The following is an 18,361-nucleotide window of genomic DNA, read 5'->3' as shown; positions in this document are numbered from 1 at the left end:
TCAATATTTTTTTAAAATTAGTTATTTTTCTTATATAATTAGCTTAGTGATTCTTGGAATGGGTGGATAATATGTGAAATCTTGCAAAAGAGGCTACGCGAGGGTTTACAAAAAAAATAACTCAATTTATTGGGTTAATTTTGTTTATTATTGGTGCAGTTTTAACCTTTACAGCTCTTTTTTCAACTGTTTTTCAAGTTAAAAATGGCTTAAATGATATTAAGAAAAATAGTCTTCCTTATCAATATGAAATTAGAGTAGATAGTTTAAATATTGATAATAATGTGTGAAAAAGAAATACTGCTTGAAAAATAAATGAAAATAATCGTACTTTTTTAGCTCAATTTTATGATGAGTCAAAAATTGATGCTGAGCATTTAACATTTAATAATATTCGTGCTGATGTTTTAGGGTTAAATTGTGATTTAACTAATTCTGAAATTTGTAAATGAACAAAAGAACCATCATACTTAAACCCAAAAATGGGGACAGCTTCTTTTACTGCCTTAGTTAAAAATTTTAATAAGAATCTTACTGCTGCTTTTTTAAGTTATATTATTCATAATCCAGATGAAAGTCGTTTAAATGATTTAATTAATGGTGACAAAGCTGGCTTAGAACTTAGTTTTAATGTTGGTTATCAATTTACTGCAAATAATTTAGCAAAAGATACGCAATATTTTAATGCTACTGCTGTTAACAAAAATAAAAATTTATTATATAACGATGATGGTTGACGAGGTAATAATATTTTTTATATTCCGTTTAATCGTCTTTTTGAAGTAACAAAATGAGAACATATTAGTGATTTAACAGAAAATAACATTATTTTAAATAAACAATATGCTGATTATAATCATTTAAAACTTGATGGACACTTTAATTTAGGAAATAGTCAAAATTTACAATTTAATATTATTGGATATGGGGCAAAGGTAAGTAATATTTATCCTGATTTAGTAAGTCTATCAACTCTTGCTACTGGTCATAAAATTATTGATTTAAAAAATGGTTCAGTATTATTTATGAATGATATTAATTTTAATGCTATCAAGCAAAATTTTTCAAATGGAACTGAAAAAATTACTAGTTTTATTAATGTTAATGGTAATTTAACTGAATCACAAAAAATAACTTTATTAAGAAAAGTTTTAAGCAATTATTTTGTAGCGTCTGATAATGCAATTGTCGCTTTTGAAGCATCATTACCGGGACAAGTTGTGATGTTAACAAATACTGGTTTTATTATTAATACTTCAATTGCTGTTGCTTGTTCAATTATTATTTTATTTATTATTGCTTTTTTCATTAAAAAAGATATTACTAATGCAAAACGACAAATTGGAGTCTTAAAATCATTAGGATATCATCGCTTTGAATTATCATTTATTTTTACTTTTAACATTATTTTTACAACTTTAATTGGTTGTTTATTAGGATGAGCTTTAAGTATTCCTCTGCAAATGTATTTCACTGGTTCAAATTTATATTCAATAGGATTACCATTATCATCATTTTATTTTAACCCACTAATTTTTGTTTCAGCGACAATTTTTATTCCACTTATTTTTATAGGGATGTCTTTCTTAATCTCATTTATTCTTTTAAGTCGGACAGCTTTGGATTTAATTTATGATTTAAAAAATTCTAATTTAAGTTTTCGTCCTAAAAAAGTAAAAAAAGGTCGTAAATATGCTCATTTTGGATTAACATTTAATGTTCATTTATCATTTACCTTTGCACTTAAATCTTTAGGAAAATGAATTATGGTATTAATTGTTTTAGCTTTTTCGTCCTTTTTGTTAATTTTTCAGTTGGATGCAGGAGTAATGGCACAAGGAATTGTTAAAGATTCTTTCCGTTATTTTAAGAATGATATTAAATCATATTTAATTGCTAGTTATGATCAACAAGATATTGCACAAGAAGCCAGCAATAGTAAACCTTATCAGTGAATTACGGCTGATAAGCGTATGAATTATTACCATGAGGCAAAAATTCTTTATGATAATAAAACATTTAACTTTCCAAATCCATTAATGTGTTTTACAAGTTTATCTGTTTCAGATTCAAAAAATATGAAAAAAAATTGTGGTGATTTATTAAATATTATTGGTGATCCCAGTGGTACAACTCTTGTTAGAAGTAAGATTAATTATGATGAAAAAAATAAAACATATCCATATATAAGTGCAACAACAGTTAAGGCAGTTGCTAATTATAAAGTTAAGGATAATGAGTCTGGTGAATGAATTAATGGATGAGATAATTTAGTAAAAATTATTAATCTTATGAAACCATTTTTAATTGAAAAAGAAATAAATGAAGCTGATATTCAAACAATTATTAGTGGAATTAATTTGGTTAATAGTTTAAGTACAACAACTAATGGTCAATACCCAGATATTTATTTAGGACCATATATGGTTTATGATAAAAATTATGATTTCCGGTATGTTTTCTTATCAGCAGATTGAAGTCCAGATGATACTAAAAATTCAAAAAATCCAGTTTCACAATTAAATGTTGTTGGGTTTACAAGTGATGAAACAGAGCGTAATCAATTATTGAATTATCGTTCTAAGACAATACCAAGTAATATTGCCCAAAAAGAAGTCTTTGGCTATAAAATTAGTTCAGACTCTACCGGGAATGACCCAAATGTTCCAATTAATGAACCAATACCAGTTCTTTTAGCAAAACGGGTTTATCAATCGATGAATTTAGTTTCGGGGGATATTTTTAAATTAAATGTTCGAATTACAAATGCTATTGGGTATGTTCCAGTTGTTTTTAAAGTGATTGGTTCAAATGATGCTGATATTAGTTCAGGGAATATTTATATGAATCAAGATTCATTAGTTACGGTTATGAACCAATGAGTTAATTTAACTAAAAAAGGAGAACAATTTTTACCAAATTCTTATTATAATGTTGTTGCATCACGAGTTAGTCCATTGGGAGTAATCTTGCAGCCTTATCGTATTATTTCGTCATTTTCATTAACCAATAATTATGATTTTACAATGTTTGATAATAATAAAAAACCTGATCTTAAAAATGAATTGGACTTAAGAACAAATTTAAAATTATTAAATGGTCTTAACAAAATATGACCATTTGATACTTTACGAGAAAATTATTCAAAAGGAATGCTAACTGTCCGGGATGTTCTTAATGTTTTAGAAGGATTAACGATTGTCATTGTTGCTTTAATTTTATCAGTCTTAATTGCTATGGTGCTTGATGAAAATCGCCGTACAATCTTAACTTTAAAAGTCCTTGGATATCCAACATGAAAAATTATTGCAATTGTTTTAGGATTTTACTTATTTGCAATTGTTTTAGGCTATGTTTTAAGTTATGTTATTGCCCAATTATTATGGAATGTCATTGCTCATATTGTTTTTAAAAGTACCGGAATGTTATTAATTCCTTCCTTTTCATTTTATGTTGTTTCAATAGCAACATTAGCAATTGGCTTTATTTTAATTTCAGTAATTGGAGTAGGGATTTGAAAAATTAAAAAGAATAAATTAATAAATATTATAATGGAATAAAAAATGTTATTTAATTAAATAACATTTTTTTAAATTTATTAATTTCTTATTAATTTTTTTGTTAAACTAAATATATAGATATTGTGTTAGCCTAATTTATGATAAATAAAATTAATTGCTAGGGAAGTGGGAAAAATTAACAATGAAAAAGATATATACTTTCTACATTATTGCAAGTTCTATTTTTGTTCAAAATCTAATCTTTAGTGAAGTTCCTAATCATAGTCATAATACTCCATTTAGTTTTAATGAAAAACAATATATTCAAACAAGAATTGAAGGACTTGACAATATTTCTCGTAATGCAATTAAAATTTCTAATAATATAGTTTATTTTGGAACTTCACGGGGAATTTATTTTTTGCCTAATGATACAACAAAAGCAAAAAAATTAATGGAATTGATGATAATGTTCTTCCTTTAACAGTTGATCAAAAAAATAATATTTATTATGTAAACGAAGATCATCAAGTATATATTTATGATGGTAATAATAGATCAATTGATAAAATTGAGGATTTAAATGATGAATTAGTTGATAATCATATTACTGTTCTTGCATTAGACAGTAATGATACTTTGTATTTAGGGACTTTTGCTGGAATTTATTATTTATTATCAGGGTTAACTAGAGTTAAAAAATTTATTTATGATAACAATAGTGATAATAAAGTTGCTAGAAAAGTTTTTGCTTTAGTGATTGACCACAACGATAATTTATATTTTACTACTGATGAAGCTAATTTTTTTTCAATTCAAAAATTAAATAATAAGTATAGTTTAGTTGACGAACATAAACTTAATGAATTAATTTATGCGTCGTTTGCTGTTGATAAAGAAAATAACATTTATTTTGGTAGTTATGTGTATTCAAGTATTGAAAAAGAATTAAGAGAGATTGGTTTATTGGATAAAACAGCGTTATCTATTATTGTTGACAAAAATAATAATGTTTATTATTCAACAGTACTTGCTGGGGTGTATTTTTTTAAAAATAAAACAAAACAGGTTGGAAAAACTAATATTTTTGGAACTTCTATCCATACAATTACTATTGACCAAAATGATAATATTTTTATTAATAATAATGAAGGTCCTTTTATTTTTCAAGTTTACGAAGAACTTGTTGTTCCACCTGCAGTAAAGCAAAAAGACACTTTGGTTGTTGAAATTTTAGGATATGTTTTTTTAAGTTCTTCTGGTACAGTTGGGCTATCTTGTTTGGGTACATGATTGTGGAATAAATATCGGTATAAGAAAATAAGCCGAAAGTAAAACAAGATTAATAAAATTTTTTAAAATAACGTTTTTTATTTGACTTTTAACAAAAATTATAATACTATATTACTTGGTATTGTACCATAGTCATCAAAATACCATAGACAGCAACGGATTTTATTAAATCTTAATTATGTTGCCGAGGCATTATTGAGATATAGAACAATGACATGTTTTTATATTATTTAAATAATGTTTTAGGCAATTAATCCACTTGATTAATTGCCTTTGTTTTTAAAATTATTATAGGGAGGCGAAGAATGAAGCCAGCAATGAAAATTAAAACAGCAGTTGTTAATGAAATTGTTAATAACTTTAAAAATGCTAATTCAGCAGTTATTGTTGAATATCAAAAATTAACGGTTGCTGAATTTACAGAACTAAGAATAATGCTTACAAAACAAGATGTAAACATTAAAGTATATAAAAATAACTTAGTAAGTTTGGCTGCTAAAGAGACAGGATTTGCTGAATTAGACCAATTTTTAACAGGTCCTAATGCTTTTGCGTTTGGTACAGGTGAACAGATGGCTGCCGCAAAAACTTTAGCAAAATTTGCAAAAATACATCCAGCAATAAAATTAAAAGCTGGAATTTATGAGGGTAAAGTTTTAGATACAAAAGCAATTGTTGAAATTGCAGCATTACCAACAAAAGATGAATTATTATCAATGTTTGGAGCAAGTTTACTATACCCATTACGTATGTTTGCAATAGCAGTTAAAGAAATTGCTAAAACAAAAACTGAATAATTAGTTATATTATTCAAAGATTTTATAGAAAAATCTTAATGAGGAGGAAAATATTATGGCATTATCAAAAGATGATATTATTAAAGCATTAGAAGAAATGAAATTATCGGAATTAAATGAATTAGTAAAAGGAATTGAAGATCATTTTGGTGTTGTAGCTGCAGCAGCAACTGCTGCTGTTCCCGCAGAAGCAGGAGCAGCAGCTGGTCCTTCAGAGGTTAATATTGTGTTAACAGATACAGGACCAAGTAAAGTTGCAATTATTAAATTAGTTAAAGAAATTACTGGAAAAGAATTAATGGCAGCAAAAGCAATTGTTGATAAATTACCAGCAGTAATTAAAGAAAAAGTAAAGATAGAAGAAGCAGAAGAAATTAAAGGACAATTAGTAACTGCTGGAGCTTCAGTTGACCTTAAATAATTTAATTTTCTTAAAAAAAGCAAAATTAGCCCTTTGCTTTTTTTTTTTTTTTTGTAAAATATTACTATGTAAAAATATAGGAGTGGAAAAAATGTTAATAAATTTTTTATCTAATATCACTTTTAATAGATTTATTAACTTTATAAATAATATCTTTTCATCAATTTTTTTTTGAATTTTTATTTTTTTCATTATTAGCATTTTAATCCGCATTAGTTTTTTAAAAACAAAATCTATTAAAAATATTAATAACACCTTTACTAAATTTGCAATTATTAGTTTTATTTTTACTTTTATTAGCAATTTATCAATTTTGCTTGTTATTAATATTTTTATTCAGTTTTCTTTTGGATGAATAGAAAGATCAACAATTAATTTATTAAATTTTATTTTTTTATTATTTGCTATCTTTCTTAGCACAACAAAGAAAAGATATTTTAATTTCATTATTTTATTTAATAAATTAATTGCTATTTTCTTTTTAATTATTTTTGCTCCAGTTATTTTTAATTTTATTTTTAATGCATTTTTAAAAACAAAAAATAATTCATTTTATTTAATTTTATGAATGATTGGTTATGGAAGCTTAATTATTACTATTATAATTAATAATAGCGTAATGGAAGTAAAACAAATTTTTCGGAGATTATCATTTGGTTTTATTTTGTTATTATTGTATTTAATTTTAAATTTATATTTTATTGAAAATATAAATGATATTAAATTATCAACAATTTTTAAAAATATTTTTATAATTATTTTACTTTGAATTTATTTTTGAAATGTTGTTTTAATAAATAAAAATAATGCTAAAACACAAAATCATAAAAAAAACAATGATGATTTAAAATATTTTGTTTTAGCAATTAAAAATAATTGTTTGAGTATGGATAAGCCAATTAAATATACAACAATTTTTATTAATGGTTATAAGCAGGTAATGATAATTTAATGTTATTTGCTGACTTTTAAATTAATGATTTTTATAAAAATTTAATAAATATAAAAGGAGTGAAGGAAATGAAAAAATTACTTTCTATATTAGGATCTACAACTTTAATGTCAGCAAGTATGTTAGGGGTAGTTTCTTGTGCAAAAGGAAAAAATAGTCAAAATAATAATTATTTTGATAGTGAACTTAATAAAATTGATCCAACAATTCGAAATTTAGTCAAATATACTAGTACAATTGCTAAAATTTTAATTGCTAGTCGTCATGAAAATATGAATATTTATGGGTTTCCAACATTACAGTATTTTTTAAACAATGTTGGAAGAAATTTAAAAGGAGTCTTTACTACTAAAAGCGGGAAAGAAATTAAGATTAAAGATTATGTTGAAGAATATAAAAAATTAAATAATCTTTATTATAATCCTTGAAAAGCAACAGATAATAATTATCAACCAGAGCGAAATACTTATAATTTAATGTCATCAATTGTTGCAATGACTGATTTTTCAAAGTGAAATACAGAAGCTAACCAAGGACATCCTAGCAATACAACAGATGCAACAGGGCGTTACACAGATTTTGTTGCAAATCCAAATTTAGCATGAGCTCAATATGATACTGGAGCTTTAGCAAATACATTGTCACAAAAATCAGAATCAGTTATTAATTATAATAACAGAACGGCTGGATGAAGTAATTATTATGATTCATCATCGGGTCCTTATGTATCAAATATTTTATATCATAATTCACTTTCAACACCACCAACAAAGTCAATATTGTCTTATAAAGATGGTGGTGAAGAAATTAAATTTGGGAAGGCTGTGGCGAACCAGTCAAGTTCATTATATGATTTATTTGGTTTAAAATATTTTGATGAAGCAATCACTATGTTAGGCCAATTTGGACCAGGATTAGAATTACCAGTTTTATATTCATTAGCACAATTATTACCATTTATTCAAAATAATCGTTTTGGTGAAAAAACTGCAGGAATTTTTTTGGCAGCACCGTTTTTTATTTTAAACCAAATAAAAAGTCAGTTTTTTGATAGCTCAGGTAATGTTAAATCAACTAGTCCATTATTAGATATATTTAGTCTTGATACTATTGAAAAAACGGTTCTTAATGTTGAAAAACAAAGTGATGGTGAAGTAGATAACCCTGATAAAACAATTCAAAGTATGAAACTTTATGATATTTTTAACAGTCCAGTTGTGGCAAAATCTCTAAGCGTGATTATTTCAGGGAAGGAGAAACAATATTTAGATTTAACAAGTGATAAAAAAGAACATAAAAATGCCTTTTTAAAATGGTATTCTGTTCTAGGGAATTGATTTACAGAAGCTTTAGCAAAAGAAGGTTCAAATTTTGATGTTCAAAAATTTAATCGCATAATGTCAAACACAGTTTATGAGGGTCTTTTAAAATTCCAAGGCTTAATTGGGAATTTTGCTGAAGATAGTGTTGTAGCTTTAATTCGAACATTATTGCAAATGTTAAACGCACCAAACTTTGATTTGTTTAATTTATTAAAAGGAATTACAGGATTAGCAAATTGATTTTACAGTAATGATAGTGAAGGACATTATAATTTAAATATTGATAATATTAAAACAATTGATGATGTTTATAATGAAGGACCGAATAAAAATGGCTTTAAAGAGGACTTAATGGCAGTTGATTCTAATAGTGAATATGTTAAGTTTATCTTAAATAGTTATGGTTTTGATGAACAAACAGGTCAATATAAACAAGGGTCATTATTTGATATCATTAATATTTGAGCGCATGGAGGAAATAATACTTATCCTGATCATGAATCAATGCATAAATTTATTACACAAATATTAGATTCACAAAATGGTTATATTGGTGAATTAACAAGTCAAGTTAATAAAGTAATGGCAGAAGATTGATTTGATAATATCTTCTTAGATCGAAAATGATATATTACAGCATCAGGAACTGGTGTAGATGGTTCAAAATTAGGGGCAATTGTAACTGATGGTTCTGTAACAGGTGTTCGTTATCAATTAGATTACTATGGTCCAAAAGATGCTTCAACTAAATTAGAACGTCATAAAAAACCATTAGGATATACTGATCCCGCTTCAGGGAATTCTCCTTCATATGTTGAACAAGAAAAAGACCCAAAACAACGTCATAATATTGCACCAGAGGGCGAAACATGAAACAATCAAGATTGAGTTGATTATGATGGAATGGGTAATGAATATTTAACAAATAGTGATAAAATTAAATATAGTTATGTTGTTCAATTTAATAACCAAGCTCGTTTCTTGTATAATCCAGGGATTAAAGATGATTTAACAAAAAATTCATATTTATTAAGTTATTTTGTTTGATACTATAACAATACTCGTTATTATTAATAGTTAATTGAAAAAGAGGAGATCTAAAAAATGTTGCTGTTTTTACAAACATTAAAAAGTATGTTTAAGCAAAAAGCACAGTTAATTATTTTTATAATATTAGCTGCGCTTTTAACATTATTAACAACTTCTTCATGAGTTGTTAATACACGTTTATCTAATGCATATTCATTTATGGGGGAAGGAACTTTTGCTTATGATTATTTATTAAGATTTGACAGTAAAAAGAAAACAGGACAAAATGTTGAAACAATTACTCCATGATATGCTTTTAGCAATGATTATCATTTGATTACTGATGTTAATAGGGAACAGTGGACATTGCCTTATGTTCATTTAGGTAAAGATGGCGCATTAAAATCTTTGGATAATAATGTTGAAATAAAATTTACTTTTGATTCTAAAGCAAATAAAGTAAGTAATATTATTTTTACTGATCTTGATAAAAGTGCACCAATTTTTTTAAATAATGGTTTATATCGTTTCAATGTTAATAGTGAAGCTTTTCAAACTTCTGTAATTGGACAATTATATGATCAGAAAGGTTATCTTTTTAATCAAAATAATTTACCTTTGATTGAAGAATTTATGAGTAATTTTACGCATAGTGATATTTCACAAAATACAATAAATTTAATTATTGCATATTTAAATAAAAAATATTCAGGTATAACAGATGAAACAAAATTAAAATATGCTGTTATTGATTTTGTTAATAATGGTATAACAAAATGAAAAAAAGATGTTGATTTAAGAGGAAGCGTAGATGAAATCCCTATTAAAGCTAGCATTGAAGATAGAATATTTGAGGAAAAATTAAATGGTGATTTAAGTTTTTTAGTAAAAGATACATCACAGCCTTTAACAAAAATTAGTCTTTATTATTCACCAACTATTAATAATAATCTTGATATTGGTTATAATAATAATATTGAAAACGCTGTTTTTAGTGTTAATGATTTTTATAATAAAAATAATAAAAATAATAGTTTTCGGAGTCAACCTTATTGGCCTTATGGTTTGACAAAAGCCTATTATGCATTAGTTGCTAAAGCTTCAAACTTTTCATTTCAGTTACGTGAACAATATGCATATTGAGATTTAACATCAAATTTAAAATATAAAATTATTAATTGAACACAATTATTATCGGATAATAAATTAAAATTTATTAAAAAATATGATTCTTTTAATCCAACTAATCCAATTAATGATGTGTATGTTGTTATTACGCCACAATTTGCGCGTAGTCAAAAATTAAAAGTAGGAGATCAACTTACAATTGGTGAAAATTCAAATTTCTTTGTTGGTGCTATTGGTGGAGATCCAGCTAATATTTATCCAACAATTTATGATACTGATGTTTTTCCAGATCCAAAAACAGATGGTATTATTTATGTTTCTGAAAAAGTTTATCGTAGTGAGTATATTGCTGCTAACACTGATATTGAAGAAAATTCTACATTATATATTAATTATGTTGGTTTACCGGAAAATAAAGGTGCAGCCTTTGAAAATTTCAAAAAATATTTAGCAGTTGATTTTTGAAGTTTAAATAATCCAAGTGATAAAAATACCCCATTACAAAGCCGTGATGAAACAAAGTTAGTTTACTTACGTTATTCTTTGTTAGGAACTACAATTAAATTTTATTGTACGATTACAATTATTTTATGTCTTATTTTCTTAATTATTTTAATTTTTACATTAGTAATTTTAATTAAAAAAATTATTAATCAACAAAAAATTGCAAATGGAATTTTAAAAGTAAATGGTTATAGTGGAATAACAATTGCTAGTTCCTATTTAGCTCATGCGATTGTAGTAACTGGAATTGGAGTTCCGGTTGGATGAATTATTGGTGTATTTTTACAATTACCTATTATGAGTGTTTTCAATAGTTATTTTGTTATTCCAATTAACTTTTCATTTTCGTTAATTCCATTTGCAATTTGTTTTGGAATTATTGGTCTTGTTAGTAGTTTGTCAATTTTAGTAACAGCAATTCGGCAATTAATAATCAGCCCATTAGATTTATTAAATCCGAATAAAAATATTAAAACTTCAAAATTAGTTTATTCTATTAGTAATATTTTTCATTTTAAAAAATTTACAACAAAATTTCGTTTTGTGATGATGACTGTTTCAATGAAAAAAATTGGTTGGTTTTTTTTAACATTTTTTGTTGCTAGTTTATCTTTAACATTAGCAACTTTAATTCCAACAGGAATCAATAAATTTAGTAAGGATTATTATGCCAATTTAAATTATGATAACGAGTATGAATATACAAACGTTATTGGGAATATTCCTTTTAGTCGCTATGAAATGTATGACTGAAATGGTTCTGGTTTTTCATCTGAGGCAGCATATCCCTTAATTAAAAATTCTTTAGTAAGTGATTATTTATATAATGGAGAATGGCTATCAACAAAAAATGATATTAATGCTAAAAATGTTCATTTATATACACAGAAATTAAATAATATGATTATTTTTAATTTTATGGTTGGAAAAGGAGCAAGTTTATCAATTGGTACTTTTTATGATATGTATAAACATTATGGTGAAAATGTTGATATTCGAAATCAAATTGATACTTTATTATGTTCAACAATGCCACGTGCTTTTGGTAAATCACCAGTTCATCCAACAGATCCAAATATTATTGACCGTTGGACTTATTGTGCACAATATGCGACAAGTGATATTATGCCAGGCAAAATTCGAGCAATGTGGTTAAAAGATGATTTGGCTAAATTACAATTTAATTTTACTTTTGGAACTTCAACTTATAATTCAAAAAATGAAGATGTTTACACCGGATATACAACAAATATATCAGATTCAAGTTTTATTCTTTCAACATATGGAATTAATGTAAATAATAAAACAATTATTTTTCCAAATCAAACAATTAAAAAAATTTTAGATAATAGTAAAAATTTAAATATTAGGACAGATTTTATTCCAATGGTTGTAAATAAAGCCGCAGAAAGTAAATATAATTTATTGTTAGATAAAATAATTAAAACTACTACTAGTGTTCAGCAGTTACAATATTGTGATGATGCACTTCATTGTGCTGTTGACCAAGCAGCGTGGTCATATGAGTTACCAAGTGGTTGGTCTGATGACAATCTCAACCCGTTTACCCTTGATTTAACAAAATTAACAATTGGAAATAAAACACGTGTTGGTTTTGAAAATAAAAATGGTAAAGTTCAAGATTATTATAATATTAAAAATTTTGTTTTAAAATTACCAGTTGATGCTTTTAAACAAGGTGAATTTCAAAATTCAACGATTTCTGCAACAACAGGACGTCGGTTACCAGGCTTGTTAGACCTTAGTAGTCCTGCTGATCAGAGAGTGGTCACTAAAGAAGAAACTAAAGACGGTGATTATTATATTATTCATCCTTTTGATAATAAATTTGATAAAGAAATTAATGGCATAGGTGATTTAACAACCGGGTTTCCAACTAACTGATATCGAGAAGCATTACGCCAAGGATTATTAAAAATTGGGAAAATTACTAAAAATATTAAATATAAAGTTGTTGGGATTCAAAATTCATATAATATTCCAAGAGCGTATATAAATCAAGTTATTGCTAATAAAATTCTTGGTTTTGATACAAGTTCTAGTGAACTATATGATAACAAAGATGATAATCCAATGTTATGATTTAATGGTAAGTTTAGTAAATATTATGATCAAGTTGATCAAACAACACGATTTAATCTTTCTTCCTTAGATGGTTCCTATTCAATGAATGATTTTATGAGTGGTCAATTAACTAGTGGGGTTGGAGGAACAGATTATTTAATTATTAAATCGCAAGTTATTGAAAAACTTGCTTGAATTTCAAGTATCTTATCAATTATTTTTGTTGTTATTACGATTATAACTGCTATTATTATTGTATATATTATGACAGAATCATTTGTTAATTCTTTCTTAAAATTTATGGCTGTGATGAAAGCTTTAGGATATTCAAATCGTGAAATTAATAGTTTAACATTAGGAATATTTACTCCGTTTGCTTTTCTAGCATGGATTTTAGGTGTTGGGATAATGTGACTAATCTTATGACTAGGTGTTTATGGGTTTATTACAATTGCTAAAGTAATTATTCCATTTGGTTTCCCATGAATTACGATTCCAATTACTTTTATTTTAATGGCAGGAATCTATTTAATAACATATTGAATTTCAACTTATAAAATTAATCATATGAGTATTCAAGAGCAAGTTAATGCAAACGAAGTATAAACCTAACAAAATAAAAAATCTAAGTAAACCTTAGATTTTTTATTTTCAAGTTATTTTTGAAGTTTTAGTTGTCATCTTGTTTTTTTTAATATAATTAAATTTGAACCTATAAACCAAAAAAAGATAAAATGGAGGAAATAAAATTGCGAAAATTATTTTATTTAATGATATTTATTTTTCCTATTACTACAAGTTTTAGTTTGATTTCAATTAATATATGATGAAAAGAAACAAAAAATTTAGGTCTTTTATTAAAACCACAATCAATTATGACTAATAACAAATGAGGTTTAAATAGTCTTCGAGGTTACGATGATGGATTAATGTCATCGATTCGTAGTAATGTTATGCTGGGTTTACAAAATAACTTAGGATTAAATATTGTCAAAAATTTAAGAGTTGATATTTATTATGGTCATGTTGATGATAGTAATTTTTATAATGCAAAAACAATTAATTTTACTGATTTTACTAATACTAATTATATTTTTTGGTTTACTGTTGGAATTTTTGCAACAGTAAAAAGTGAATTTTATGGACATAGTTTTTTACAGTTTGATTATCGTCCAATTTGAAATTTTATTAACAATCAATTTATTAAATTTGATAATTCAAAAGGACAAATTGACAGTGAAGATAAACTTGTTGATAGTTGAAATAAACTATTAAGTAACCAAGTAATTTTTAATAATTTTAATAAACAATTTCAAAAAATGGGATTAGATATTTCAGCTGGGATGGAATTACAACCAGGACAAATGAAATTAAATAAGGATATTAGTTTTTTTATAAAATTAAGTAATAAATTTATTTCTGAAAAAGATAATATGTTAACAATTAATAATGATTTATTTAAATATATTCCAGAACGATTGCAAGCATCATTATTTAAACTTCCTGGGGAAACTTTTACAATGAATACAGCAGCAACTATTAAGATTACAAGTAAAGATTTTAAAAATTATAATTTTGATTATGCTATTTTAAATAAAAATGTCACTTTAAATAATACCTTAGGTAGTTTATATGATGATATAAAATTATTTGTTATTAAGGCAATTGATACAATATACCATTATAATTTAGCAATGTGTGTTTTTGAATTACAATTTCGTAAAAATGGATATTCTGATCCTAATTTACTTGAAAAAGAAACAACATTAGATAAACTATATATCTTTTCTTCAGGCGGGAAGAAAAAGCATTGGGTATAATTAGAATTAATTAATGCAAAAAATACCTCACTAGATTTAAGCACTTTACCAGGTGTTCATTTAGGATTTATGGTTTAAGAGAGGAATAAACAAATGAAAAAAATATCGTTTAAAAATATGATTCAAATTTTATTAGTTGTTGTTTTAATTCCTCCTTTTGTGATGATGGTTGTTAGTTGTAGTCGTTTTGAAGGGAATTATCCTGGTGGTGGTAGTGGCGGTCGTTATGATAACCAGTTTAATTTTCAGTATGGTTGTGGTAATAATCAAAATCCACAAGCAGATGATAATTCATATTTCCATACTTTTTTTTTGGTGATTCAAAATTTACTTATATTGCTTATAATGAAGATAAAAACGGTGATCCATTTTTTTATGGAAATCGTAAAGATTTATTGAAGTGTACAAATGATCATCCACGCTTAACAGCATGAAGAAATCAACATCTTAATACACAGTTAATTTTATTAAATAAGGAAGATATTACTAAATATAATGATTTACAAGTATCAATTGTAAATGATAATAAAGACCCAGCAATTATTAGTGAGATTGTTTTTTTAACTTATATTAAAGCTTTTCCAAATGCAGCAAGTTCTAATCGTTATATTTACCCAGGAGTACAATATATGCCTGATGCGCTAGGAGAAAATACATTGTCTGAATTAACATATGATGTTAAACCGCTTTGAATTAGTCTTTTTATTGGGTTACAAGCAAAGCCGGGAATTCAAAATTTTACGATAAAATTAAGTTTTCGTTTTAATGGTCAAATTAAAACTAGTATTGAATGTAAGTTTAGTATTGAAATTAAAAATTATCTTTTAAAAACTGATGATTCAAATAAACCAATGCATGAACGATTTGGTTTTAGTGCGACATCATTTCCTTCAAATGGTATGAAATATATTGATACTGGTGATAATTTAAGACAGAAAAGAGCAAGTGTAAAAGAACTTGATGACAAAATTGGTCCTTTTGATAATAATTTACCAAGTTATTTATCCCCAAAAATGCGGCCATATTTATTAGCACATTTACAAGCATTAAAAAAATCTAATACATTTTATTTATATGATCCTGGATGAAATTATCAATTAATTCAATGAGTAGGAAAATTAAATAAATCATCAGAAGGATGAACTGATGAAGAATATGAAGATTATATTAAAAGTAGTGATTTAAATGTTGTTTTTAATGATCAAGATTGAGAATGAGAATTTGATTTTAATGCATTTGATGAATACTTAAAAGTTGCTGCTCAATTAGGATTTACGGAGTTTATGTTTTCAGCAATAGAACCAGGAGCCTTTACCTTTTTTTACCTTAAAAATGGGGCTAAAAAAGGTCCTCAACGTACATTTAATGCTGAATTAGTAAAATCAAGCAATGGTATGCCTGGGAAAAACTTTGATGCTTATTTAAAAACAATTCATAGTAAATTTATTAAAGCATTATCAAATCACTGAAATTCAATTCGAAACAAACCAGAATACTTAACACCAAATGGTAAACAAATTACTTTATATGAATCGTTTGATGAATTAGCAGATAAAACTAATGAATTAACAATGAAAAATGTGGCTGAAAATGACCCTTATAATCTTATTAAATCTAGTATTTTTGCTGGTTGGCGTTTTCGCTATAATCCATTTGATGAAGATGATATTCAAAATATTTTTGTTAACAAATATGACCAAATGATTTTGCAATACCGTGAAATAGTCGAAAAATTTAATAATATTAATATTTATAAATTACGAAGTAATATTCTTCGTCGTAAAACATTTAGGAATGCAACTATGATTTATACTTCTTGAAATAATTTTCCAGCAGCATATATTCAATCTGATAATAGTGAACAAGTATGGGGACCTTTAATGGCTTATAAATTAGGAGCAAATGGTTATGTAAGATGGTCATATGATTTATATCGAGATGATTATTATGCTAAAAAAGAAATGAATGGTCAATTCGAATCGGGAGATGATAATTTAGTTTATGTTGGAAATATTCATGGTCCGCGTTATAGTGTTCGCTTTAAAAATTATATTGACGGAATGGAAATGGTCCATAAAATGATGATATTAATGGAAATATATCCAGACAAAAAATATGATTTAAATCGAGTCCTAAATGCAATTGGTTTTCCTGCTTCAACAACAAGAGATAATAAATATAAGTGATATCCAACCCAATTTACATTAGATGATGTTGTGTTTGAACAACCAAGTTTAAATTATGAAAAAACAATAGGAGAACAAGTTTATGAATTATTTATGTATGTTAATTCATTATAAAGGAGGATTATGAAGAAGTTATTAGAGTCATTATTAGTAGGAACTATCTTATTTGGAAATATTAGTCCGCTTATTGCTTGTAAAACCACACAAGAAGAGAATCTTAATTTTGATTTAGCACAAATTGATGAAACAGTATTTCAAAATTATTCATGAACAGTTGATCAAATGTTAGGTAGTGAACTTGGCGGGTTTCAAACTTTGCGGAGTACTCTATTCTTAAAATTATTCAAATTAATTTTGAAGAAATTGATCTTTTTAAAATTAATGTTGATATTTATTATGGCTATCATACGACACCTAATTAAAATTATTTAATTGACTTTAGTGCTGTACGAAACTTATTACCAATTACTTATTTTTCAATTCATATTACACCAAATAATTATGGTCATTACCAAAATGAAAAATGAATTACAATTAATACTAATGTTGATTTAACTGAATTAAATATTTTAAAAAATAGTGTCTTATTTTATTCTGATAATCCAGTGCTATTTGATAATGCTAAATTAATAGCAGGATTTGTACAAAATATTAATAATATTTTTCAAACAGAAGAAGGATACGAGGAGATTGTAGCATATTATAAAAGCAAAAAAATGTGAAATGACAATAATCCCTTACCAGTTGGATTCTTTAATTTGGAAATTAATGTTAAAAAAGATAGTAGTAACTTTGTTAAATTTGATGCATCAAGAGCAATGTTAATATTTAATTCCACAGTTGTTGAAAGTAATTATAAGGTAATCCTAGAAAGTAAAGGATTTAGTTTTTATAAAAAACCAGAGTTCTTATCAGTTTGAAATGTTTCGATTGATAGTAATGATTTTAATGCTAAAGACTGAAGAAATATTGATTGGAAACCTATTGCTAACAAAACATATGCTGGAACAACAACTATTGCGGAAGTTGTTAATGATGTAACTGATTATTTAATTAAGTGATCAGCACATGTTCATAATTCACATTTTATGCAAGCAACTGATGTAAATGTTGTTTTGAAAAAAGGTGCACAGCCGAATGACTTAGATTTGTGGTCACCAACAACTCAACTAAAAAATTTATGAAAGAGTGCTGACCATAAGGGATTACTATATGTTTTTGCCCGATTTAAAAGTAGCAATAAAAATTATCTTAAAATTAATCATACAGCCGGAACTGTTGGTACACATGTTTCTTTTAAAATTACTTAAGGAAGGAGAAAAGT

At 25.8% G+C, this 18,361-nt stretch carries 13 protein-coding genes and 1 other annotated feature; all 13 genes read left to right on the top strand.

Annotation, left to right across the window (positions count from 1 at the left end; genetic code table 4):
• The first annotated feature begins 71 nt into the window (after positions 1-71).
• The 13 genes from ABNT63_RS10940 to ABNT63_RS10880 all read left to right on the top strand — a co-directional run bounded on the left by ABNT63_RS10940 (position 72) and on the right by ABNT63_RS10880 (position 18,347).
• Complete coding sequence (locus tag ABNT63_RS10940; protein WP_348735790.1) at positions 72-3,560, top strand: ABC transporter permease; 3,489 nt, start codon at positions 72-74, stop codon at positions 3,558-3,560.
• Between the two features lie 142 nt (positions 3,561-3,702).
• Positions 3,703-3,984, top strand: coding sequence for a hypothetical protein (locus tag ABNT63_RS10935; protein ID WP_348735789.1), 282 nt, complete (start codon positions 3,703-3,705; stop codon positions 3,982-3,984).
• A 155-nt stretch (positions 3,985-4,139) separates the two neighbouring features.
• Complete coding sequence (locus ABNT63_RS10930; protein WP_348735788.1) at positions 4,140-4,835, top strand: hypothetical protein; 696 nt, start codon at positions 4,140-4,142, stop codon at positions 4,833-4,835.
• An 83-nt stretch (positions 4,836-4,918) separates the two neighbouring features.
• Positions 4,919-5,026: a sequence feature (ribosomal protein L10 leader region), on the top strand.
• 72 nt (positions 5,027-5,098) lie between these two features.
• Entirely contained in the window at positions 5,099-5,590 is a 492-nt protein-coding gene (gene rplJ / locus ABNT63_RS10925; protein WP_348735787.1) for a 50S ribosomal protein L10, read from the top strand.
• A gap of 55 nt (positions 5,591-5,645) precedes the next feature.
• Positions 5,646-6,011 (top strand): 50S ribosomal protein L7/L12, encoded by a 366-nt coding sequence (gene rplL / locus ABNT63_RS10920; RefSeq protein WP_348735786.1) that lies wholly within the window; start codon positions 5,646-5,648, stop codon positions 6,009-6,011.
• Between the two features lie 91 nt (positions 6,012-6,102).
• Positions 6,103-6,963, top strand: coding sequence for a hypothetical protein (locus ABNT63_RS10915; protein ID WP_348735785.1), 861 nt, complete (start codon positions 6,103-6,105; stop codon positions 6,961-6,963).
• 68 nt (positions 6,964-7,031) lie between these two features.
• On the top strand, positions 7,032-9,359 hold the full coding sequence (locus tag ABNT63_RS10910) for a hypothetical protein (protein WP_348735784.1): 2,328 nt from the start codon (positions 7,032-7,034) through the stop codon (positions 9,357-9,359).
• A gap of 30 nt (positions 9,360-9,389) precedes the next feature.
• Positions 9,390-13,637 carry an ABC transporter permease gene (locus ABNT63_RS10905; RefSeq protein WP_348735783.1) on the top strand — a complete coding sequence of 1,416 codons (4,248 nt, stop codon included), beginning with the start codon at positions 9,390-9,392 and terminating at the stop codon, positions 13,635-13,637.
• Positions 13,638-13,780: 143 nt separating this feature from the next.
• On the top strand, positions 13,781-14,851 hold the full coding sequence (locus tag ABNT63_RS10900) for a hypothetical protein (RefSeq protein ID WP_348735782.1): 1,071 nt from the start codon (positions 13,781-13,783) through the stop codon (positions 14,849-14,851).
• Between the two features lie 93 nt (positions 14,852-14,944).
• Positions 14,945-15,277: a hypothetical protein gene (locus tag ABNT63_RS10895; RefSeq protein WP_348735781.1), complete on the top strand. Its 333-nt coding sequence runs from the start codon at positions 14,945-14,947 to the stop codon at positions 15,275-15,277.
• Positions 15,247-17,151 carry a DUF4091 domain-containing protein gene (locus ABNT63_RS10890; protein ID WP_348735780.1) on the top strand — a complete coding sequence of 635 codons (1,905 nt, stop codon included), beginning with the start codon at positions 15,247-15,249 and terminating at the stop codon, positions 17,149-17,151. Before ABNT63_RS10895 ends, ABNT63_RS10890 begins: the two co-directional genes overlap by 31 nt.
• Before the next feature lie 9 nt (positions 17,152-17,160).
• A complete protein-coding gene (locus tag ABNT63_RS10885) occupies positions 17,161-17,469 on the top strand; it encodes a hypothetical protein (protein ID WP_348735779.1) in 309 nt (102 codons plus the stop codon).
• A 173-nt stretch (positions 17,470-17,642) separates the two neighbouring features.
• On the top strand, positions 17,643-18,347 hold the full coding sequence (locus ABNT63_RS10880) for a hypothetical protein (protein WP_348735778.1): 705 nt from the start codon (positions 17,643-17,645) through the stop codon (positions 18,345-18,347).
• The last annotated feature ends 14 nt before the right edge of the window (positions 18,348-18,361 follow it).

Source organism: Spiroplasma endosymbiont of Ammophila pubescens (assembly GCF_964020965.1).
In the GTDB taxonomy this organism is placed as follows: Bacteria; Bacillota_I; Bacilli_A; order Mycoplasmatales; family Mycoplasmataceae; genus Spiroplasma.
This window is presented reverse-complemented; position numbering and strand designations above follow the sequence as displayed.